Genomic DNA, 23212 nt, shown 5'->3' with positions numbered 1-23212 from the left:
TTCATCAACTATTTTTCAATTAAATCTCTCATATCGCCCATTATAGCTCTAGGTACAGGCAAATCTATCATTGTTTTGAGTCCTGGACATGCATTTATGACATGTGGAATCATATTTACACACATAGCAATAGTTCCTATTCCACCAGGAATTTCAGGATTTATAGCCATACTGATATTTGGTGTACCCTTTATCCTTATATAATCTCCTGTATGAACCCCCTCAAGTTCTGGCTCTACCTGTTGTGGATGTATCATTTTTACTTTTACTTTTCCATCCACCTTTCCGAACCCTAGCATATTTACTCCAGCAACATTTCCTGCTTCTACTTCAGCAAAAGGTGCTTTTCTATAAACAGTTGACACTATTGGTTCCTGTGTTTGAGTTATTTGTTCGTCTAATTCCCAACCTATAGCATCGGTTATCATCCTGATTGATTCATGAAATCCTACATGTCCTGCAATAGTACCATCATTTACACCTCTTTCAAACTCTTCAACTGTAAGTCCAACACCTTGTTCTTCCATAACTGCAGGACCAAATGGAGACAAACTATTCACTCTCTCTGCTTCAATTTCTTCTACACTTTCACAAGCTCCAGTCAAACATATCACAAGTAAATCCATTATAAGACCTGGGTTTATTCCAGTACCTAAAACTGTAACACCATTTTCCTTAGCAATTCTATCTAATTCATCAGCCAATTCTTTTTCTTGTGCTTTTGGATATGCCATTTGCTCAGCAGTGGTTATAACATTTATTTTTCTTTCAAGACAAAATTTTATTTTGTCAAATACTCCTTTCACAAATGAATCTGTAGCAATAAGCACAATATCTGCTGCTCCCTCTTTTATAATTTCTTCAGGTCTATCCCCGATTATGACATCTTTTCTATTTCCTCTTTCAAATCCTAAAACCTCATACATGCTTTTGTTTACTTTTTGTGGATGCATATCACATACTCCAACAATTTCTACTCCTTTTTTCTTAAGTAGCATATTAGCCATTCCACTACCCATTGCTCCAAATCCCCACAATATAACCTTCACATTTTCTCTTTCCATGAAAACACCTCCTGAATATTTTCGCTATGCATATACATATGCAATATTGTTGCCAATTTGTGAGATTTCGAATTTTTAAGAAAATTGCGATAAATACTATACTTCTGTTTCTTAAAATTAATAAAAAAGTGCAAAAAATATTGCACTTTTATGCAATATTTTTTGCACTAAATTTCGTACTTTTTAATTTTATGTTGGAGGGTTTGTCTTTTTATTCCTAAGTCATTTGCAGTTCTAGAAATATTGTACTTGTTTTGGAGCAATGTCTTTTCAATAAGAGCTCGTTCTATCGATTCTAATAACTCTGGCAAAGGCTTATCCTTATTTATCTCATCTATCAAAACAGCTTTTGAGCTACTACTAGGACTAAATAAATGTTCACAAGAAATAAAATATTCCTTTTTCAAAACATGCTCATCACAAGAAATATAATTCATTGCTGATTCTATAGCATTTTCTAGTTCTCTCACGTTTCCTGGCCAATGATATTTTTTAAGACAAGACAACACCTCTTCAGATAGTAACCAAACATCTTTATTTAAAATTTTATTGTATTTTTTGATAAAATGCTCACATAAAATTGGTATATCATCTAATCTTTCTCTTAATGGAGGAATTTTTATATACATAACATTGAGTCTATAATAGAGATCCTTCCGCAAAGTGCCTTTTTTTACACTTTCCAGTGGTTCTTCATTGGTAGTAGCAATTATTTTTATATCTACTGGAATATCCTTTGTTCCTCCAACTCTTCTTATATATCCCTCTTGCAACACTCTTAAAATTTTTGACTGAAGCGATAAAGCCATAGAATTTATCTCATCAAGCATGAGAGTACCTCCATTGGCCTCTTCGAATATGCCAGGTCTATCAACAGCTCCTGTAAATCCACCTTTTTCCGTCCCAAACAATATGCCTTCAAGGAGAGATTCAGGTATAGCAGCACAGTTCTGTGCTATAAAGGGTTTGTTCTTTCTACTTCCTTCATAGTGAATACTTTGAGCAAACAGCTCCTTTCCAGAACCCGTTTCACCATATATAAGTACACTAGAAGGAGATTCACTTGCCCTTCTAGCAATATATATAGACTTTTTCAATTCTTTGTTATTTCCTATAATGTCTTTAAAGACATATTTTTTTATGCCTATTTTCTTGTTTTCTTGTTTTCCAGTACTTAACTCATTTTGCAAATCAATCAATTGATCAGACAATTTCTTTATATATGTGACATTTTGAGAAATTTCCAATGCTCCAACTATTTCTTCTTTATAATATAAGGGTATAGTAGAATTTACAGATGTTATTTTTTGACCCTTATAATTTAAATAAGTTTGAGTTCTATTTAAAATAGCTTCTCCTGTATTTAAAACTTTTATTAGAGTACTGCTTTCCTCATCCAGACTAGGAAAAATCTCAAGTATATCTTTGTTCAATACAGCATTCCCATCAAGTCCCTCTAATTTAGCCATAGCCTCATTATATATTATAGTTTTTCTATTTTTGTCTATCGCATGAATCCCCACATCAGCATGATGCAAAACATTTTGCAGTACTATATCATTAAATTCCTTCTTCGTCATTTTATCAACCTCTTGAAATATGTTTTTTAAAACAGTTATTTCAACACAATAGCTGCTACCATTCTCTCTTTGATCCCCATTTCTTTTCTATAAGAATAAAATATATCATTATTGCAACTGGTACATAATTTGCTTATAGAAATGTTTTCTTCATGAATTCCTGATTTCATAAGAATTTTCTTATTTGCCTCCCACAAATCCAAATGCCACTTATTTTTGTTTGTAGATTTAAATATCTCATTGCAAAATTCAAATCTTTTTTTAAATTCATCATATACCTCTATCCCAATTTCATAGCAGCAAGGACCAATTGAAGGTCCAATAGCCACTAATATATCATCAATACTCGAATTGTATTTTTCTTTCATAAGATTTACCATTTTCCCACCTATATTTTGTACAGTACCCCTCCAACCACCATGTGCTAATCCAATAACTTTTTTATTAGGATCTAAAAAAAACAATGGAACACAATCCGCATAATAAGTAACCAATACAATATTAGTTTTATCAGTTAGTAGTCCATCCACTCCATTAGGATAAACGTTTTCTTTATAAAAATTTATGTCTTCTAAAACAGCAATATTGGTACCATGCACTTGATTTGAAACTACAATATTCTCTAGTCCAACATTAAATACTTTAGCTATGTTTTCTAATGTGTTTTCCTTATTCCATCCCATCCTAGTAGAAAAGAGATGATCTACATTCTCCACATTATCAAAAGATTTTATTGTATAATAAAAAACTTCTTCTTTAGATACAATATTAAAACTCATCATTTCACCTCTTTTTATAAAAATAGGACCTTAAAATATAAAGTCCTCATACTAATTTTCTTCATCTAATAACTTTTTTAATTCATCCATAAAAGTATTTATATCTTTAAATTGTCTATATACAGATGCAAATCTTACATAAGATACTTCATCTACATTTTTAAGATGATTCATCACCATTTCGCCAATATGTTGACTCGTCACTTCTTTTTCCATTGAATTGTACAATGTCTTTTCTATACTATCCACTATATCTTCTATAATTTGCATAGATACTGGACGTTTTTCACATGCCTTTATGATACCTGTAAGTATTTTATTTCTATCATAAGTTTGCCTATTGCCATCTTTTTTTACTACAATTAAAGGAATTTCTTCTACCTTTTCATAAGTAGTAAATCTTTTACCACATTTAATACATTCTCTTCGTCTTCTAATAGCTTGTCCTTCATCAGTAGGTCTCGAATCAATCACTTTAGTTTCATAATAATCACAAAAAGGGCATTTCATATACTCACCTCTTATAAAAATCTATTTATTTTGATTATAATATATAGATTTTAGTTTGTCTAATAGGTATTATTCCACTTCTTTTAAATCCACTAAAATAATGTCTATTCCAATCTTCAATATATCTTTCCAAGCTATGACTAAATCTTGATTTTTACCAAAAAAATTAAATATCTTTCCTGGAGCTGGAATAACTATTGCGGTAACTATACCTTTATCTAAATCAACCTCTACATCATCAATGATACCTACTCTTGAGCCATCTCTTATATTTATAACTTCTTTCTCTGTCATATCAGAAATTTTAACCATTACCTCACACCACCTTTTTTATTTCTTATTTATATATACACTTTAACCATCATAAAATATTACTAAATATTTGTGAGGTAATGGTAGAATTTATATAAGCTTTCTCATGTGTTTTAATGCATTTTTCTCAAGCCTTGAAACTTGAGCCTGAGATATGCCAATTTCTTCTGCTACCTCCATCTGAGTTTTTCCTTCATAAAACCTCAAATTCAATATAAGTTTTTCTCTTTCATTTAATCTATCCAATGCTTCCCTAAGGGCTATCTCTTGAAGCCAAACCTCATCTTCACTTTTATCATCTTTTACTTGATCCATTACATATATTGCATCCCCACTGTCGTGATAAATAGGTTCAAACAATGATATTGGTTCTTGAATTGAATCTAGGGCAAAAACTACTTCTTCCTTGGGTAAATTTAATTCTTCTGCAATTTCAGTGATAGTTGGCTCTTTTGAATTTTTATAAATCAACTGATCCCTAGCTTGTAGTGCCTTATATGCAATATCTCTCAATGACCTACTAACCCTTATAGAATTGTTATCTCTTAAATACCTCCTTATTTCTCCTATAATCATAGGTACTGCATAAGTAGAAAATTTGACATTTTGGCTCAAATCAAAATTGTCTATAGCTTTTATTAAGCCAATACAACCTACTTGAAACAAATCGTCTACATACTCGCCCCTTTTGTTAAATCTTTGTATGATACTTAATACAAGTCTTAAATTGCCATTTATAAATTTTTCTCTAGCTTCCATATCTCCTGCTTTAATTTTTACAAACAATTCTTGCATTTCTTCATTAGTCAAAACAGGTAATTTTGATGTATTGACTCCACAAATTTCTACTTTATTGTTTCGCATAGGGTCCTTCATTCCTTTCGTGATTTATTGCCCCTTTTAAAATAAAATTATTGCCCATAGATGTTTTTTTATTCAATTATTAATGTAAATAGATTAACTATAGCATTTTACTCATTTCTTTTCTGAGACGTTTTATAATTCTCTTTTCAAGTCGTGAAATATATGACTGAGATATTCCAAGCATATCAGCTACCTCTTTTTGAGTTTTTTCTTGACCATTTTTTAAACCAAATCTAAGTTCAACTATTTTTTTCTCTCTACTTGACAATCTGTCTATAGCTTGATTTAACAATTCCCTATCTATATCTTCTTCCAAGTACTTAAATATTGTATCTCCATCAGTACCCAATATATCTGACAGCAACAACTCATTTCCATCCCAATCTACATTTAAAGGTTCATCAAAAGATATTTCTCCTTTCGATTTGTTATTTCTCCTCAAATACATGAGAATTTCATTTTCTATACATTTAGAAGCATAAGTAGCCAACTTTATATTTTTATCAGGATTAAAAGTATTTACAGCCTTTATAAGTCCAATAGTACCGATAGAAATCAAGTCTTCCACACATACACCAGTATTTTCAAATTTTCGTGCAATATATACAACTAGTCTCAAATTTCTTTCTATCAAAATACTCTTTATATTTTCATCATCTTTCATTTGTGCAACTAAACTTACTTCTTCTTCTGGCTTTAAAGGTGGAGGCAATACTTCTCCACTTCCAATATAAAAAACCTCTTTTAAAATTTTAAGTTTAGAGCCAATTTTAAATAATATTATACTTAACTTTAATCTAAATTTATTTAACCTTTTCATAGTATCACCTTCCAATCAATATAAAATTTCTGGATTTAACAATGCCATATAATTGTCATCCCTAGACAGTTTGTTGTTGTATATGCCAATCAATACATTTTCTTTTACCTTTTTTTCGCATCGCTCATTATCAATAATTATCTTATCAGGTTTAAAACCTAGAAGAATTCCATATTCTTTTCCTATAGATTTAAAAGGAATAACTCTTAATTTAATTTCATTATTTACTTCTACCATGACATTAGAAATAGTATCTAAATCTAAATTTAATTCTTTATTAGCTATGAATACATCTTGAACTTTTTTAGGAAGCAATTCCTTAATAGCATGAAATTCCACTATAATGACTGGATTTTGGCTTATGGGCTCTTTGAGAGAATTTCCTGTATCAACAAGTGCCACTATTTCTGCTTTTTTTTCATTCAAATTGATAATTACATTAGTCAAAATATTTTTCTTATTTAATCGAATTTGTAAAAATTCAAAAATATATTTTACTAAAATAAAAGATAGAGAAATACCTAATATTAAAAATTCAACAGAAAAATCTTGGATATAAAAAGCTCCATTTTTAAGAGATAGATTAGAATTAAATATATAAAATAATCCCAGTGTAGCTCCTGCAAATACAAATGATGTAGTATAAAAAATTGCCAACAATCTTATAAATGAAGAAAATTTTTCGGGATTAAAGGCTAAAATTATTATTAATATAGATATAGAAAATTTAACACTAAATTTAGTCATAAAATTAAGAGATGGGAAAAAAATAACCAAAGTATAAAGAGAACCTACACATGCAGCAATAAATAATCTAATTTTTTTCGAATCCGTTCTACTTACTGCTTTGACAGCATATAGTATAATATAGTTAATGATTACATTTTCTAGGAGTAAGTATTCTACATATATGTCCAATTCGAAAGCCCCCTTAAAATTTCATTATATTTTACTCTTATTCATAATTTATTAAATATATGTCTATTATATAATGTTTGTCTTGAAAATAATGTCATTTCTAGGGTGAAAAAAAATCGCTTCCCGTATTTGAGAAACGATTTTCCGACACATTCTTTATTTTTCTCTTCTTCTTAAAAAAGTTGGAATATCAAGATCGTCCATGTCAAATTGACTACTAGCTACCTCTTCCCTAGCTCTTAATCTATCATCAGCATTGGTCTTCATCATACCGTCAATCTGCTTTGTTTTTTTCTCTCCAAATCCCGTAGCAATAACTGTTATTTTGAGCTCATCATTTAATGTTTCATCTATTCCTGCTCCAAATATAATATTTGCATCTTGATCTACAGATTGTCTTATAAGATCTGCTGCTTCATTTACTTCAAATATTCCTAAATCTCCTCCCCCAGTAATATTTAAAAGTACCGCTTTTGCACCTTCAATAGAAGTTTCAAGAAGAGGACTCTGTATAGCTTGTCTCGCTGCATCTTGTGCTCTATTGTCTCCTGAAGCTTTTCCTATTCCCATATGAGCAATTCCTTGATCATACATAATTGTCTTAACATCAGCAAAATCAAGATTTATAAGAGCTGGTACTGCTATAAGATCTGAAATACCTTGAATACCTTGTTTCAAAACTTCGTCTGCCATCATAAAAGCTTCTACCATTGTAGTCTTTTTTTCAGCTACTTGTAAAAGTCTATCATTTGGAATAGTAACCAGTGTATCAACTCTATTTTTCAATTCCTCTATTCCCTTTTCAGCATGTACCATTCTTCTCTTTCCTTCAAAAGTAAAAGGTTTTGTCACTACACCTACAGTCAATATTCCCATTTCTTTAGCAACTTCAGCTACTATAGGAGCTGCTCCTGTACCAGTACCGCCTCCCATTCCAGCTGTAATAAAAATCATATCTGCACCCCTTATGGCATCTGTAATTTCATTTTTGCTTTCTTCTGCCGCCTTCATTCCAACCTCAGGATTTGCACCAGCACCTAAACCTTTTGTCAATTTTTCTCCTATCTGCACTTTTATTTCAGCCTTAGAAGTTTGCAATGCTTGTCTATCAGTATTTATTGCAATAAATTCAACACCTTTAACATTTGCTTCAACCATTCTATTTATAGCATTGTTTCCGCCTCCACCAACGCCTATAACTTTAATATGAGCAAATTGTTCAAAATCTACATCAAAGTCAAACACTTTGTAAACCCCCTTCTTTATTTACTAAAAATATTCCTCCCAAATTTTCTTAAAAAATGATGATATACTGCTACTAGAACCTTTTCTATTTTTACCTTTCCTGACTTCTAAATTATTATATTCGACATAATAATTAAATTTCCTCTTTAATGAATAATTAATTAGTCCAACTCCACTTGAATAAATAGGATCATTAACCCCAATATATTTAGGTTTACCAATTCTTACTGGTAAATTAAATATTTTATTTGCCAGTTCTTTTACTCCTGGAAAATTACTCGTTCCACCTCCAGTCAATACTATTCCAGTCAATATTTCTTGTTTTACACCTTGCCTTATGAGTTCAGTATTTATAAGTTCAAAAACCTCCCCTACTCTAGCCTCGATGATTCTACTTAATTCCAATTCAGAAATACGTACTTTTTCGTTAATTCCAATAGGATTTATATCAAATACATTCTTGTCACTAGATAAAGGGGTATAGGCAATTCCTAAATTTTTCTTTATATTTTCACTTTCATTGTAAGAAATTCTCAGCCCAACAGAAATATCATTTGTAATATGATTTCCAGCTATAGGAATTAAATTATTATAGATTAATTGTCCATTCTTAAAAAGTGAAAAATCGCTAGTTCCAGCTCCTATATCTATAACAAGAACTCCCAATTCTCTTTCATCTTTTGAAAGCACAGATTCAGATAATGCAAAGGGCTCTGGGACTATTCCAAGTACTTCCAATCCTGCTCCATTCACACTTTTGACTGCATTTAATATTGTAGTAGACGAACCAATAACAATATCAACATCAGCTTCCAGTCTGATTCCTACCATCCCAATAGGGTCTTTTATCTCATCATATCCATCTATTATGTATTGGATAGGAATGATATCAATAATCTGCTGATCTTGAGGCATAGAAATAATTGTTGCTGAATTTAAAACCCTTTTTACATCATCATAATTTATTTCTCTGTCTTCCCCAGATACTGCTATTATACCTTTGTTTCTTATGAGCTTTGTATATCCACCTGGTATATTCACATAAGTATCAAATACCTCGACATCTGCCATATTTTCTGCCTGTTCCAAAGCATAATTTATTGCATTGGAAGTTGACTCAATGTCCACAACTACACCCTTTTTTATTCCCTCACAAGGACAATTTCCAACTCCAACTATTTGAAGTTGACCATTCTTATCTATCTCGCTAATAATAACACAAACCTTTGATGTTCCTAAATCAATGGAGGTAATATGCTCACCCATAAGTCTGCCCCCTTTGGACAAAAAAACAATAGCCTTTTAAAAAGTATATCATTTTTTTGATTGTTTTGATATAAGAAAAACTTCTATAGAAGTATTAAAAATTATTGTTTTTGTTTGGTTCTAAATAAAAGAAGTCTTCTAATAGTAGCAAAGTTTTCAAACAATCTGCCACCAAAAGTAAAAATCGCAGCATAGTATAGAGGCACTCCCAATCGATCACCAATATAAGCCAAAAAAGCTGCTAGTATTGCATTTCCAAAAAAACCTGATATAAATATTTTTACATCAAACTTATCCTCCAAATTAGCTCTTACTCCTCCAAAAACCGAGTCAAGACAAGCCAAAATGGCAACTGATACATATAATGCATAAGTTGGACTATATGTTATTGGCAAAAGCAATCCCACTACAACACCTATTAAAGTACCAATTATTGCATAAAACAATTTAATCACCTTCTTTTTTTGGTTTTGCATAATAAAAACTAAAATATTCAGAATACGCAGGAATGTGAATTTTATCTTCTACATTTGACTCTATAGATATTTTATATACATTTTTCAATGTATATCCATACGTTCCAGGTGCATTTATGGCAGCATATAGTTGTTTAGGATTTCCAATAGCTTTTATAACAAAGGGGCTTCCCAAACTCTTTCCATTAACTCTTATTATAGGACCTCCACACTTTATTTCAGACATGGGCATAATCCTTTGACCATTTATGCTAATTGCTTCAGCACCTGCTACTCTCAAATCATTTAAAATTTCAAGTATATCTGAATCATGTATAACATCATCTTTAGCCTCTGCACCTACTATTTCAATATTTTGATTGTCTCGCATTTTTATAACTATACCAGGCCCTTCCATAGCAGTAAAACCTGCTATAACTTTATTTTTGTTTAATTCTTCTATAATTAGTTCTTGTATATCTTCGCCCTTTTCGTTAAATTCTTCTAATTTTTTTAATTCCTCTTGCTTTTCTTTTATGAGCAATTTTAATTCCTCTATCTCTTTTTCGGAATTACTTATCTCATTTTTTTTAACCTGTATGGATTTTAAAGTAACTAAATTATAGCTTTCAACATGTTGCTTCATCTGAACCACTAACATAAAACCCAACAGTATACTAAAAAATAAAAGTATTAGATTTACATTGCCCTTTCTATTCATATTCATCCCCCTAGGGTTATTTAGCTATTTCAGGTAATGGCTTTGCATAAGTAAACTCTTTGGTTTTTTTATATTTGGAGATCATAATGTTTTTTTCCTGTTTGATTTGAACAATATAATCAGTATAATATTCCAAATGCCACAATATTCCTCCCTTTAACGCTAAAGAAGACTCCAACAATGCTGGATCTCCAATAGCCTTAATAACTATAGGCGGACTAATAGATACCCCATTTATTTCAATATGATTTCCTACTCTAACTATTTCAGTATAAGCTGTATACCTTTGATCATTTATAGATATGGCCTCTGCCTCAGAAGCATTTAATGCACTAATAATTTGCAACAATATATCCAATTCATTTACTATACTTGATTCTTCTCCAAACTGTACATCCATAGGAGGATCATTTATCTCCAAAACTATTCCAGGACCTTCTACATCTGAATATCCTGCAAACATTCTATATTTTTCCAAATCCTTGTATAAATTTTCTGTATATACACTTTTATCTGCCTCATTTTTCTCATACTTATTTATTTTACTCTCTACCTCATTTAATTCTCTAGTTAAAGCTTGCTTTTCATCTTGCAGCTTTTTTAGCTCCAAACCTAACTGTTGAGCCCTCTGAGTAGGTAATACTCCTTCACCTACAGTTTCATTTACAGTTTTAATTTGTATAGCTAAAATAATTCCAAGGAATATGCACACCAACATAATAGCTATTTGACCTTTATTGTTCTTCATTTGAATCCTCCCGCTCATTATCAGTTACAACAATAGGATTTTCTCCTTTATTTAAATAAATATATCTACAAGGAATATCTTTTACATTTAAATCATTTAAAATTTCTTTTATATACCTTAATTTATATTCTACATTATTTAATGGTCCAAAATCAACAAGAACACCATCCTTCAATTCCATAATAATATTGTCACCGTTAGAAACATCAATGGTATTTATTTCATTTAACAAATTCGTCTTATTGCTAATATCTATAAAACCTAATATATTATCTACAAATTCTTCATTTTCACTTGTTATCTTATACCCTACATCCGGCTTATCTATATTTGCACCTTTCAATATAGTTAATTTGTTGTTAGGCTCTGAATCAATCTTAAGCACAATTCCGTCAACATCTAAATAAACATTTGAACCTCCATGAGATATTATAAATTTTTCATTTCTTTCTTCTATTTCAATTATTAATTTGTTTGGAAGTCTTCTTTTCACAACTGCTTCTTTTATATAGGGATGTTTTTTTAAATTCTTCTCAATTTCACCAGAACTTACTTTGAAAATATTTTCTCGCATTGGATTGCCAGAAGCTTTGATTACCTTATCGTTGGAAATCTTTTTATTTCCAATGACTTCAATATTAGATATATTAAAAAAAGTCGTCTTAAAAGAAACTACCAAAAATATTCCAAATAACAGCAATAAAATTATAAATACAATTTTTCTTCTTTTCCTCTTGATTCTTTTATCTATTCTTTCCTTTTTACCCATGAATGCACCACCTATAATAGCTTGTCCCTTCGCATTATAGCAGCAAAAAGCTGCTATTTCACTTTTTCAATATCTGCTCCTAGTTCTCTTAATTTTAAGTCCAAATCTTCATAACCTCTTTCTATATGATATATATTATCTACCTCTGTAGTTCCCTTAGCTACAAGACCCGCTAGAACTAGACTTGCTCCACCTCTTAAATCCTTTGATTTCACTTTTGCTCCTGTCAATTCCTTTACACCTTTAACTACAGCTACACGACCTATGATTTTAATATTAGCTCCCATACGTATAAGCTCTTCTGCATGTTTAAATCTATTTTCAAAAACTGTTTCTGAAATAATACTTGTACCATTTGCTATACTTAATAATGCCATCATTTGAGCCTGCATATCTGTTGGAAATCCTGGATAAGGCAATGTTTGAACCATTTCTATGGAATTTAGCTTTTTAGGACCCACAATTTTTAAAGAATTAGAATCATAATAAACTAATGCTCCAGCTTCTTTCAATTTAGCTACAATTGCTTGAATATGATCTGTTTCAATGTTTTTTAAAACTACTTCTCCACCTGTTATAGTAGAAGCTGTCATATAAGTACCCGCAACTATTCGATCTGGAATTATTGTATGCTTTACATCTTTAAATTTATCAACACCTTCAATTTTAATAATGCTAGTTCCTGCTCCAGAAATTTTAGCTCCACATTTGTTTAGATAAGTCTGCAAATCTACAATCTCTGGTTCTCTTGCGGCATTTCTAATGACTGTAGTTCCCCTTGCCCTTACAGCAGCCAGTATTGTGTTTTCAGTAGCTCCTACACTTGGATAATCAAGTTGTATTTCACATCCTTCTAATTTTTCACATTTACAATGAAGAAAACCATGAGATTCTTCTATTGTTGCCCCCATTTCCTTTAAAGCTTTTAAATGCAAATCTATAGGCCTTGGGCCTATCTCACATCCACCTGGATAACTTATTATCACTTCCCCACATCTAGAAAGCATTGCTCCCATAAGTATTATAGAGGAACGCATCTCTCTTACTAAATCATCAGGAATAACAAAACTATTTAAATGCCTCGAATCAACATATATAATATTATCCATTCTATCTACTATACAGCCAATAGAAAGTAATATTTTCTCCATTATTTCTACATCTCTTAAATTGGGAGTATTAAATATTGTACTCCTGTTTTGACCAACAACTGTAGCGGCTAGAATAGGCAGTACTGCATTTTTTGCACCAGAAACATTAACTTCTCCTGCCAGTTTTTTTCCTCCATTAATTATATACTTACCCATCATCACACCTCCAAAATATGCAACAACTATGTATAACATATATTTACATTGTATGCATATTCTAAAAAAGGTGTTACAGAGAAATTATTTTATCATATCATCTATCATATCAACTATTTTATTGACTGCATTTATTTTTCCCATTTTTTTACTGTTTAGTGCCATGTTTTTTAATCTTTCTTTATCATTTAAAAGTTCCAAAATAAGTTCATTTAACCTTTCTCCTGTCAAGTCTTTTTCTAAAATAACCATACTAGCACCTTGCTTTTCAAGAGCACGAGCATTGTACTCTTGATGGTTTTCAGCAGTATAGGCCTTGGGGATTATAATACTTGGAACACCTATAGCTGTGAGCTCTGAAAGAGTTATGGCTCCCGCACTAGTAATAACTAAATCTGCAATGTTTAAACCCTTTGGCATATCAAAAAAATAAGGCAATATTTTTATATTATCTTTAATCGCTATTTTATCTTGACCTATCATTTGTATAAAATCATCATAAAATCTTTTCCCTGTTATGTGAAGTATTTGTATATTGGGATTATCTACATTTTTACTTATGACATAATACATTGCTTCGTTTAACTTTTTTTGACCACCACTTCCACCAAAAGAAAGTACAAAAGGAATATCTGGACTAATTCCAAGCTCTTTATAGGCCTCTTCTCTATCAATTGTAGCTAAACTTTTCCTGACTGGGTTTCCTGTAATAACAACTTTTTCAGGGTATTTAAAATATTTTTTGGATTCTTCAAAGCTACCTGCTACCTTATCTACATATCTACAAAGAATTTTGTTTGTCACTCCTGGAAATGCATTTTGTTCATGTATAAGAGTAGGAATTTTTCTTTTACTCGCTACATAAACTACAGGTCCACATACATAACCACCAGTTCCTATGACAACATCTGGTCTAAATTCTTTTATGATTTTTTTAGCATCATTTATTCCAAGAAACAGTTCTTTAACCGCCTTAAAAGCATCTTTCGAAAGCTTTCTAGGAAAGCCTTGTACACGTATAGTCTTAAATTTAAAACCCTCTTTAGGAACCAATTCACTTTCCATACCTTTCTCAGTACCAACATATAATATATCTGCATCTTTATATCTTTCCTTAATTTCATTGGCAATGGCTAATGCAGGATAAATATGTCCACCAGTTCCTCCACCAGTAATTAAAAATTTCATTTATCTTCAACTCCTATCTAGTTGCGTATGCCTTGATATATTCAAAAGTATTCCTATGGAACCCATATATAGTATAAGAGAAGTACCTCCAGCACTAATAAGTGGTAATGGAATTCCAGTTGTAGGAACAGAAGATGTGACTACTGCTATATGTATTAGAGTTTGTATTGTAATAAGTGCAGTAATACCAGTAGCCAAAAAACATCCGAAAAGATCATCAATATTCAGTGCTATTTTTATCCCTCGCCATATAAGCAATAAGAATAATAATATAACCGTTAGACAACCTAAAAAACCTAATTCCTCACCAATAATAGAAAAGATAAAATCATTATATGGCTCAGGAATATAAAAGAATTTCTGCCTACTCTTTCCCAAACCTAACCCAAACAATCCTCCAGAACCTAATGCATAAAGAGATTGAACAGCTTGCCATCCATAGTCATTTTTATATAAAAAAGGATCTCTAAATGCAAGCATTCTCATCTTTCTAAATTCTTCTGCCATAATTGCCTTATATATTCCAAAGCCCCCCATAACACCCAAAACTACTAAATATACAATTTGAATTCCTGCTACAAATACCATACTAATCAAAGTCAATCCCAAAGTAACACTTGTACTTAAGTCTTTTTGTGCAATTATAAGCCCACATGAAATCCCTATAATGATAAGAGATGGCAGTACACCTTTTTTTAAATTTTTGATTTTATCTCTATTTCTAGATAAAAAATATGACATATATATTATAGAACCTATTTTTATTAAATCTGAAGGCATAAAAGTAGTAAAGCCTATATATACCCATCTCCTTGCACCATTAAATTCCCTGCCAAGTGGGGTAAATACCAACAGCCCTGATAGCAATGACAAAATGAAAATAGGAGTAGCCATTTTCTCTAATTTTTTATAATTAAAATTCATAAAGAAAAATAGAATAAATAATCCTAATACACTGGCTATTATTTGTTTCCTTAAAAAATAGTATCCATCTTTCATCTTATATATTGCATCAGGCCAGCTAGAACTAAAAACCATGATAATTCCTATGAATACCAATAGGATAGTAGATAAGAGCAAAGTAAAATCACTAGCTCTCTTTTTCGCCATCACTTTTCCTCCTTTAATTCAAAAGCAGCTTTTTTAAAATCCCTGCCCCTTTCTTCATAACTTTTATACATATCCCAACTTGCACAAGCAGGTGAAAGCAATATTTCATCTCCATTTTCAGCTAGCTCAAAACACTTATTTACTGCTTCTTTCATATTATTTACTATATATATATTATTAAAGCCATGATTAATTGCAGTTTGTTTAATTTTTTCTTTAGTTTCTCCTAAAAGCACCAAAGACTTAACCTTTCCATCAAATGATTTAACAAAATCATCAAATTCAGTCCCTTTGTCCATACCACCTGCTATAAGTACAATTGGTCCTTTAAGAGCTTCAACTGCTTTAATGCTTGCATCTGGATTGGTTCCTTTTGAATCATTGTAAAACTTTATTCCATCTATAGTAGTTACATATTCTATTCTGTGTTCTACTCCTTCAAAGGTTCTAAGTACATTAGCCATAGTATCAATATCTATTCCCATAGCATATCCAATAGCTATACTTCCTAGTGCATTTTCTAGATTGTGCTTACCAGGAATTTTTATTTCATTCCAAGGCATAACCTTTATTTTTTCACTTCCAGTATTTATAACTATATAGTCTCCATCTATATATACACCACTATCTAAAGTATTGTTTGTGCTAAACCATATAACATTTGAATGCAATTCATTTTTAATGCTTCTTAAAATATCATTATCATAATTTAATACAGTATAGTCTTCACTATCTTGCTTTATAAGTATTTTTTTCTTTGCCTCTATATATTTTTCATAAGAACCATGCCAATTTATATGATCAGGAGTGATATTTATAATGAGACTCACCTTAGGTTTGAAATATTTTGTGCTTTCCAATTGAAAACTACTAGTTTCTATAACAAAGATATCATTAGCACTTGAATTTACTACTTCCCAAAGTATTCCCACACCAATATTGCCAACTACATGACATGGATATCCAGCTTTTTTAAAAAATTCACCTGTCAAAGTAGTTGTTGTAGTTTTCCCATTGGTACCAGTAATAGCTATAAATTTATTTTTAATATTCAATCTATAGGCAAGTTCTATATCAGTCATAACTTCAATATTAAGTTTTTCGGCTTTTTGTATAATAGGCAACCCTAATGGAATTCCAGGACTTTTTATGATCAAATCTATATCATCTAATGGTATATCATTTGTTCCTAAATACAATTTAGCTCCATAAGAATCTATCTCTTCCAGAAAATCTTTTAGTTCTTCTTCTTTTTTTGCATCGCTTATAACAATATTTGCTCCCAATTTGTCTAGAGCTTTAACAGTAGAAACGCCGCTAATTCCTAATCCTAAAATAAGTACATTTTTATTTTTTAAATCCATTTCAAACACCTAGCTTTCTAATTTAATTTACACTTACAATTCCAATTAAACAAAGTATAACTGTTGCAATCCAAAAAACAGCTACAACTCTAGTTTCTGGCCATCCTTTTTGTTCAAAGTGATGATGTAATGGAGCCATTAAAAAGACCCTTTTCCCAGTCAATTTATATGATATGACTTGAATAATAACAGATAGAGCTTCTATGAAATATATTCCACCAGCAATAGGAATGACTAATGGCAAATTAAGAAGTATTGCAATAGCTGAGACAGCACCTCCAAGGGCAAGAGAACCTGTATCTCCCATAAAAACTCTAGCAGGATAAGAATTATACACCAAAAACCCAAGACATGCACCTGCCATTGCTGCTGCAAAAATAGAAGTACTAGTCATACCCCAATTTAGAGCTACGAGCCCAAAAAAAGATAGAACTATCAAAGTAACACCAGAAGCCAATCCATCAAGACCATCAGTTAAATTCACACTGTTTACAGTGCCAACTACAACAAAAACAATGAAAGGCACATAAAAAGCTCCTAAATCTAAATATTTATTTGCTGCAAAAGGAATAAGTATTTTTGTCCCCAATACAGAAGTATGAGATTGGTAAACTGCCAATATTGTCGCCAATATAATTTGACCAATAAGTTTTTGATAAGGCTTTAATCCCAAAGATCTCTTTTTAGCTACCTTTATATAATCATCAATAAACCCAATGAGCCCAAATCCAAGAGTAGATAAAAGCAATACATACATATCTCTATTCATCATTCCAGATGTAAATGTAGTAATAATTAATGCAATAAGCATAATCACTCCACCCATGGTAGGAGTTCCACTTTTTTTTAAGTGAGTTTTAGGACCTTCCTCTCTAACATTTTGCCCAATTTTTAACTTTCTTAAAAGTGGTATAAGTATTGGACCCAAAATAATCGTTATAGCAAAAGAAATAACAGTAATCCTTATCGCATCTGTATATTCAATCATTGTAATTTCTCCTCTCTTGTATAAAACTAATTATCCAATTTTTTTAAAGTATCTAAGACAATTTGTCTTTCATCAAAAGGTATTATATTGTCCTTAATAATAGTGTATGTTTCATGACCTTTCCCAGCAAGTAAAATAATATCCTTAGGTTTTGCATTTTTTATAGCATATTCTATGGCTTCTTTCCTATCAACTATCTTTATATAATTAGCATTGACTTTTTTTACTCCTTCTACTACATCATCTATGATTTCTTCTGGTTCTTCATATCTGGGATTGTCTGAAGTAACAATCAAAAAATCTGCATACTTGCCGACAGTTTCCCCCATTATAGGTCTTTTTGTCTTATCTCTATTTCCCCCAGCTCCAAAAACTACAACTATTCTTCCTTCCCTAAATTTTTCAATAGCAGTCAAAACTTTTTCAAGACCATCTGGAGTATGTGCAAAATCTATTATTACTGTAAAATCTCTATCTGTAGGAACAAGTTCAAATCTTCCTTTAACCCCTTTTACAGCTTCAAGACCATTTTTTATTGTTTCAAGCTCAATACCATAAAAATAGCCACAACTAGCTGCTGCAAGAGAATTATATATGCTAAATTCACCAGGAATATTTAAATTTATATCTATAGAGCCCTTTGGTGTATTTAATACAAAATCAACACCTCTAGAATGATATTCTATATTAGTTGCATAAATATCTGAACTTTCTCTAATTCCATAGGTAAGAATAGGAGTATCAATTGAAGAAATTTTTTTAACAATTTTTTGTCCATAAAAATCATCAATATTTATTATATTGCATTTACTAGTCATATAAAATAATTTCAATTTTGCATTGAAATAATTTTCTATTGTTTCATGATAATCCAAATGATCTCTACTTAAATTTGTAAATATACCTACATCAAAATTACAATCCATAACTCTCTTTAAATCCAATGAATGGGATGAAACTTCCATAACGCAATACTCTATTTTTTCTCTATGCATATCATGCAAATACTTTTGAATAACCAATGATTCTGGTGTGGTATTTTCAGTTTTTTTCAATTCTCCATTTATAACGCTTCCAATTGTTCCAATGATTCCAGTTTTTCTATCAGCACATTCCAAAATACTTTGCACTAAATAAGTAATAGTAGTCTTTCCATTTGTACCTGTAATCCCTATCATCTCCATATTTTTCGACGGACTATCATAAAAATTAGAACTCACCTTAGAAAGACTAGCTCTGCTATCTTTAACTTTTATAAGTGTAATGTCTTCATCTAATATTTCAACATCTTTTTCAACTATAATTGCAGTAGCACCTCTTTTTATAGCATCTTCTATGTACTTATGACCATCTGTTTTAAATCCTTCAATTGCAACAAATAAATATTTTTCTTTTGTTTCTCTAGAATTGTAACAAATTCCAACTATATCTTTATCTAAACTCCCATTTATTTTTTCAATTTCTAATCCTTTAACAAGAGTTTCAAGCTCCATGATTTCACCTCTTTAGTTTTTTCTTTATTTGTAAATCAATTAAAAGGCAACTATAAAGTCGCCCTTTAATATATTACTCTTTAATGTCAGAAAATTCAACTTCAACTATTATATTTTCATCAATTTCTGTACCTGGACTTGGTTTCTGACTTGTAACAGTACCATTCCCATTAAGTTTATATTTTAAATTCATCTCGTCTAAAATTTTAATTACTTCATCTTTATTTTTACCAGTAAGTTCAGGCATTACTATAATATTCGAATTTTTTCTCTTATCATTTAAATACAAATCTATAATAGCGCCCCTACTTACTTCTGTTCCAGGTAATGGGAACTGATCTATGACTATGGATTTTTCTGTAACTTCTATAGTCTCTGTATTGTACTTAAATTGTAAATCTGTAAGTATCTTTCCAGCATCTACTATATTTTTATTTCTAACATCTGGGACTTTTACTTTATTGTTAAACTCTTCCCTTTCTTTTTCTGTATATTTAGGTTCTATATCTAAATATTTAAGAGTTTCTTCTACTATCTCACCCATTACAGGCCCAGCAATAACTCCTCCATAGTAAGCTCCGGCAGTAGGTTCATCAATTATAACCAATACAGCTATTTTAGGATCATCTACTGGAGCTATGGCTGCAAAAGAAGAAATATATTTCCCTTGAGCATATTTCCCATCAATAACCTTTTGTGCTGTTCCAGTTTTCCCACCAATTCTATATCCAGGAACATATGCATTTTTCCCTGTTCCCTCTGAAACAACCGATTCCAATATATCAAGCAATTGCTTTGAAGTCTCTTCCGATATAACTTTTCTTTTTACTTCAGGTTCAAAATTATGAACAATATTTCCATCTGAATCTATTAACTCTTTAACCAATCTAGGTTTCATGAGATTTCCACCATTTCCAACAGCAGAAATAGCAGTTATAAGTTGAATAGGAGTCACAGCAATTCCCTGTCCATAAGATATAGTAGCCAAATTTATTTCTTTAATGTTTTCTGCACTAGGTGGAATAATACCGGCTTGCTCACCTGTCAAATCTATTCCTGTAGTTTGACCAAATCCAAAAGCCTTTATATATTTATACATTCTTTCATTTCCAATTCTTCTTCCCAAATTTACAAATACCACATTGCAAGAATTTTGAACGCCTTCCTTAAAAGTTTGATCCCCATGAGGATTGTAATATCGCCAACATTTTAGTTTCGATCCAGGTATATCATTAATAAATCCACCACAATAAAAATGGCTATCAGGAGATACTACATTTTCTTCAAGACCAATAGCTGAAGTTATAATCTTAAAAGTAGAGCCAGGTTCATAAGCATCATTTATCGCAAAATTTCTCCACATATCATACCACTTCTTTTGAAGTTCGTCTTGAGGTAGATTTTTCCATTCCTCTTTTAAGTTTTCATCTAGAGGTTCCCTCGGATTGTTTGGATCAAAATCAGGTTTCGAAGCCATAGCCAATATATCTCCAGTATTGGGATCCATAACAATTATAGAAACATTTTTCGCTTTATTCTTAATCAAAGCTTCTAATGCTGCCTTTTCTGCAAAATGTTGTATTGTTTCATCTATGGTTAATACGACACCTAGTCCATCTTTAGCTTCATACATTTTTTCACTTCCATAAGGAAGTTGTCTTTGTTTTGCATCAGTGCTTTTTATCCATTTCCCTGGTGTACCATTTAAATATTTGTCATAAGTTTTTTCAATTCCATATAGACCATTGTTGTCAATATCCGTAAAACCTATAATATGGCTTGCAAAACTTCCATAAGGATAATACCTTTTATTGTCATCGATTATTTCTATTCCTTTTAAATTTGCCTTTCTAAGTTCTTCTGCCTCTTCTTTTGTTATCCATTGCTTTATTTTTTCTACTCTTTGTCTTTTAGTTATTTTTTTATATACTTCTTCTTCATCCATATTAAGTATTTCTGAAACTTTTTTAGCTGTAGCTTCAGGTTTTTCTACATCTGCTGGACTACACCACACAGTATAAGCACTGACACTAATAGCTAATTTTTTCCCATTGGTATCGTATATTATTCCTCTTTTAGCTTTTATCTCAATGCCTTTAGTTTGCTGCTCAAGAGCACCCTTCTTTAGTTCTTCTCCTTTTACAATCTGTATATATCCTAACTTTATCGTTAAAAAAAGTGTTATAAAAGATACAGCAAAAAATATAAATACTAATCTTTTCTTTGTTATGTTGCTAGGTGCTGGCATCGACTAACCCTCCTAGAATAATTTTAATACCGCATCCATCATACTTTTAATATATTGAACTAAAAAGAAATTTTCTTCTGCTACTTCCTTATCATCCTGAACATTTTCATCCATAGAAATATAAACTATCTGCTCATCCGTTGGATAATCCATTCCCAATTTTATTTTTGCATCCTCTTCTATTTTAGAAGAACTTTTAACTCTGTCAAGTTCAGCTAATAAATCTTGCTTTTCTTTTTCCAATTCTATTTTTTGACTTTCCAATTGTGTGATTTCAAGTCTTAATTGAGTAATATGTGCATATCTATATAATATTAATAAACAGATCATTAAAGCTATAATTGCAGAAGCAATAAATTGCAACTTATTTTTAGAATTGCTTTTTTTACTTGTATTTTTTCTTCTTCTGTCTGAAACATTGTTGTTTCTAACATTCTCTCTAATATTTTCATTGTAATAATAGTTTTCTTCAGTTTTAGCTACTAACAAATTTATTCACACCTCCTTTAGAATAGAACATTAAATTTTTTCAGCTACTCTCAACTTAGCACTTCTAGACCTAGGATTTGTTTGTATTTCATCCATACTAGGTACAATAGGCTTTCTAGTCACTATATTTATTTCTCTTTTCTTGTTGCAAACACATACTGGAAATTCTTTAGGACAAATACAATCTTGATATAATTCTTTAAAAGTATCTTTAACTATTCTATCTTCTAGTGAATGAAAAGTAATGATACATATACGCCCACCTGCATTTAACATATGAGTTGCATCTATTATTGCATTTTTTAAAATCTTCAATTCTCCATTTACTTCAATACGAATTGCCTGAAAAGTCTTTTTAGCCGGATGATGTCCTTCTTGTCTTGCACCCTTTGGTATGGCTTTTTTAATAACCGAAACCAAATCCAAAGTAGTATCAATAGTTCTACTTTTCCTTTCTTCTACTATAAATTCTGCAATTCTTTTAGCCCATTTTTCCTCTCCATAATCCCATAAAATCTTTTCTAATTCTAATTCACTATATTTATTGACTATATCCCAAGCAGAAAACTCTTGACTTAAATCCATTCTCATATCTAACGGTGCATCTTTTTGATAAGAAAACCCCCTTGATTCCTCATCTAATTGATGAGAAGACACACCTAAATCAAGTAATATTCCATCAACACCTTCTATATTTAAATCTTCAAGTACAAGTTTTATATTTTTGAAATTGTTCTTAACTATAGTGACTCTATTTTCATATGGTGCTAATACTGTTTTAGCTTTTTTTATAGCATTTATGTCCTGATCAATCCCTATCAATTTGCCATATTTAAGTCTCTTTGCTATTTCTATAGAATGACCAGCACCACCTAAAGTACCATCTACATATATTCCATCTTCTTTTATATTTAGTCCTTCTAAAACCTCATTAAGCATAACTGGCACATGTTCAAAATTCAAAATATCAACTC

Annotated in this window: 23 protein-coding genes; all 23 read right to left on the bottom strand. The window is 30.9% G+C overall.

The features are described 5' to 3' along the window. Positions 1 to 8: 8 nt before the first annotated feature. Complete coding sequence (ord, locus tag ACFWUA_RS09815) at positions 9 to 1064, bottom strand: 2,4-diaminopentanoate dehydrogenase (RefSeq protein WP_416197841.1); 1056 nt, start codon at positions 1062 to 1064, stop codon at positions 9 to 11. A 167-nt stretch (positions 1065 to 1231) separates the two neighbouring features. Then, positions 1232 to 2644, bottom strand: coding sequence for a sigma-54 interaction domain-containing protein (locus ACFWUA_RS09810; RefSeq protein ID WP_416197840.1), 1413 nt, complete (start codon positions 2642 to 2644; stop codon positions 1232 to 1234). A gap of 35 nt (positions 2645 to 2679) precedes the next feature. After that, positions 2680 to 3423 (bottom strand): peptidoglycan editing factor PgeF, encoded by a 744-nt coding sequence (gene pgeF / locus ACFWUA_RS09805; RefSeq protein WP_416197839.1) that lies wholly within the window; start codon positions 3421 to 3423, stop codon positions 2680 to 2682. A gap of 51 nt (positions 3424 to 3474) precedes the next feature. Then, positions 3475 to 3933 carry a transcriptional regulator NrdR gene (nrdR, locus tag ACFWUA_RS09800; RefSeq protein WP_416197838.1) on the bottom strand — a complete coding sequence of 153 codons (459 nt, stop codon included), beginning with the start codon at positions 3931 to 3933 and terminating at the stop codon, positions 3475 to 3477. Between the two features lie 69 nt (positions 3934 to 4002). Continuing rightward, on the bottom strand, positions 4003 to 4245 hold the full coding sequence (locus tag ACFWUA_RS09795) for a YlmC/YmxH family sporulation protein (RefSeq protein ID WP_416197837.1): 243 nt from the start codon (positions 4243 to 4245) through the stop codon (positions 4003 to 4005). Between the two features lie 90 nt (positions 4246 to 4335). Beyond that, the gene (sigG, locus tag ACFWUA_RS09790; RefSeq protein ID WP_072743433.1) at positions 4336 to 5109 is read right to left on the bottom strand and encodes an RNA polymerase sporulation sigma factor SigG; all 774 of its coding nucleotides are present in this window, start codon (positions 5107 to 5109) and stop codon (positions 4336 to 4338) included. A gap of 97 nt (positions 5110 to 5206) precedes the next feature. Further along, complete coding sequence (gene sigE, locus ACFWUA_RS09785; protein ID WP_416197836.1) at positions 5207 to 5929, bottom strand: RNA polymerase sporulation sigma factor SigE; 723 nt, start codon at positions 5927 to 5929, stop codon at positions 5207 to 5209. Positions 5930 to 5944: 15 nt separating this feature from the next. After that, entirely contained in the window at positions 5945 to 6847 is a 903-nt protein-coding gene (spoIIGA, locus tag ACFWUA_RS09780; protein ID WP_416197835.1) for a sigma-E processing peptidase SpoIIGA, read from the bottom strand. A 156-nt stretch (positions 6848 to 7003) separates the two neighbouring features. Continuing rightward, a complete protein-coding gene (gene ftsZ / locus ACFWUA_RS09775) occupies positions 7004 to 8092 on the bottom strand; it encodes a cell division protein FtsZ (protein WP_416197834.1) in 1089 nt (362 codons plus the stop codon). Between the two features lie 24 nt (positions 8093 to 8116). Next, positions 8117 to 9358, bottom strand: coding sequence for a cell division protein FtsA (ftsA, locus tag ACFWUA_RS09770; protein ID WP_416197833.1), 1242 nt, complete (start codon positions 9356 to 9358; stop codon positions 8117 to 8119). Between the two features lie 101 nt (positions 9359 to 9459). Next, the gene (locus ACFWUA_RS09765) at positions 9460 to 9804 is read right to left on the bottom strand and encodes a small basic family protein (protein WP_416197832.1); all 345 of its coding nucleotides are present in this window, start codon (positions 9802 to 9804) and stop codon (positions 9460 to 9462) included. 1 nt (position 9805) lies between these two features. Then, complete coding sequence (locus ACFWUA_RS09760; protein WP_416197831.1) at positions 9806 to 10534, bottom strand: DUF881 domain-containing protein; 729 nt, start codon at positions 10532 to 10534, stop codon at positions 9806 to 9808. 16 nt (positions 10535 to 10550) lie between these two features. Next, positions 10551 to 11282, bottom strand: coding sequence for a DUF881 domain-containing protein (locus ACFWUA_RS09755; RefSeq protein WP_416197830.1), 732 nt, complete (start codon positions 11280 to 11282; stop codon positions 10551 to 10553). Then, positions 11269 to 12051 (bottom strand): cell division protein FtsQ/DivIB, encoded by a 783-nt coding sequence (locus ACFWUA_RS09750; protein WP_416197829.1) that lies wholly within the window; start codon positions 12049 to 12051, stop codon positions 11269 to 11271. The genes ACFWUA_RS09755 and ACFWUA_RS09750 overlap by 14 nt, the downstream gene beginning before the upstream one ends. Positions 12052 to 12104: 53 nt before the next feature. Beyond that, positions 12105 to 13358 (bottom strand): UDP-N-acetylglucosamine 1-carboxyvinyltransferase, encoded by a 1254-nt coding sequence (gene murA, locus ACFWUA_RS09745; protein WP_416197828.1) that lies wholly within the window; start codon positions 13356 to 13358, stop codon positions 12105 to 12107. Positions 13359 to 13442: 84 nt separating this feature from the next. Then, the gene (gene murG / locus ACFWUA_RS09740) at positions 13443 to 14546 is read right to left on the bottom strand and encodes an undecaprenyldiphospho-muramoylpentapeptide beta-N-acetylglucosaminyltransferase (RefSeq protein ID WP_416197827.1); all 1104 of its coding nucleotides are present in this window, start codon (positions 14544 to 14546) and stop codon (positions 13443 to 13445) included. A gap of 6 nt (positions 14547 to 14552) precedes the next feature. After that, the gene (gene ftsW, locus ACFWUA_RS09735; RefSeq protein WP_416197826.1) at positions 14553 to 15656 is read right to left on the bottom strand and encodes a putative lipid II flippase FtsW; all 1104 of its coding nucleotides are present in this window, start codon (positions 15654 to 15656) and stop codon (positions 14553 to 14555) included. Next, positions 15656 to 17020, bottom strand: coding sequence for a UDP-N-acetylmuramoyl-L-alanine--D-glutamate ligase (murD, locus tag ACFWUA_RS09730; RefSeq protein WP_416197825.1), 1365 nt, complete (start codon positions 17018 to 17020; stop codon positions 15656 to 15658). The genes ftsW and murD overlap by 1 nt, the downstream gene beginning before the upstream one ends. A gap of 22 nt (positions 17021 to 17042) precedes the next feature. Then, positions 17043 to 18008: a phospho-N-acetylmuramoyl-pentapeptide-transferase gene (mraY, locus tag ACFWUA_RS09725; RefSeq protein WP_416197824.1), complete on the bottom strand. Its 966-nt coding sequence runs from the start codon at positions 18006 to 18008 to the stop codon at positions 17043 to 17045. 26 nt (positions 18009 to 18034) lie between these two features. After that, the gene (locus ACFWUA_RS09720; protein WP_416197823.1) at positions 18035 to 19501 is read right to left on the bottom strand and encodes a UDP-N-acetylmuramoyl-L-alanyl-D-glutamate--2,6-diaminopimelate ligase; all 1467 of its coding nucleotides are present in this window, start codon (positions 19499 to 19501) and stop codon (positions 18035 to 18037) included. Positions 19502 to 19574: 73 nt separating this feature from the next. After that, complete coding sequence (locus ACFWUA_RS09715) at positions 19575 to 21749, bottom strand: stage V sporulation protein D (RefSeq protein WP_416197822.1); 2175 nt, start codon at positions 21747 to 21749, stop codon at positions 19575 to 19577. Between the two features lie 12 nt (positions 21750 to 21761). Then, entirely contained in the window at positions 21762 to 22238 is a 477-nt protein-coding gene (ftsL, locus tag ACFWUA_RS09710; protein ID WP_416197821.1) for a cell division protein FtsL, read from the bottom strand. 30 nt (positions 22239 to 22268) lie between these two features. After that, the gene (rsmH, locus tag ACFWUA_RS09705; protein WP_416197820.1) at positions 22269 to 23201 is read right to left on the bottom strand and encodes a 16S rRNA (cytosine(1402)-N(4))-methyltransferase RsmH; all 933 of its coding nucleotides are present in this window, start codon (positions 23199 to 23201) and stop codon (positions 22269 to 22271) included. Positions 23202 to 23212: the final 11 nt, after the last annotated feature.

This window comes from Sporanaerobacter sp., assembly GCF_047830725.1.
Taxonomy (GTDB): domain Bacteria; phylum Bacillota; class Clostridia; order Tissierellales; family Sporanaerobacteraceae; genus Sporanaerobacter.
The sequence above is the reverse complement of the archived record's forward strand: the minus strand, read 5'-3'. Positions and strand labels throughout refer to the sequence as shown.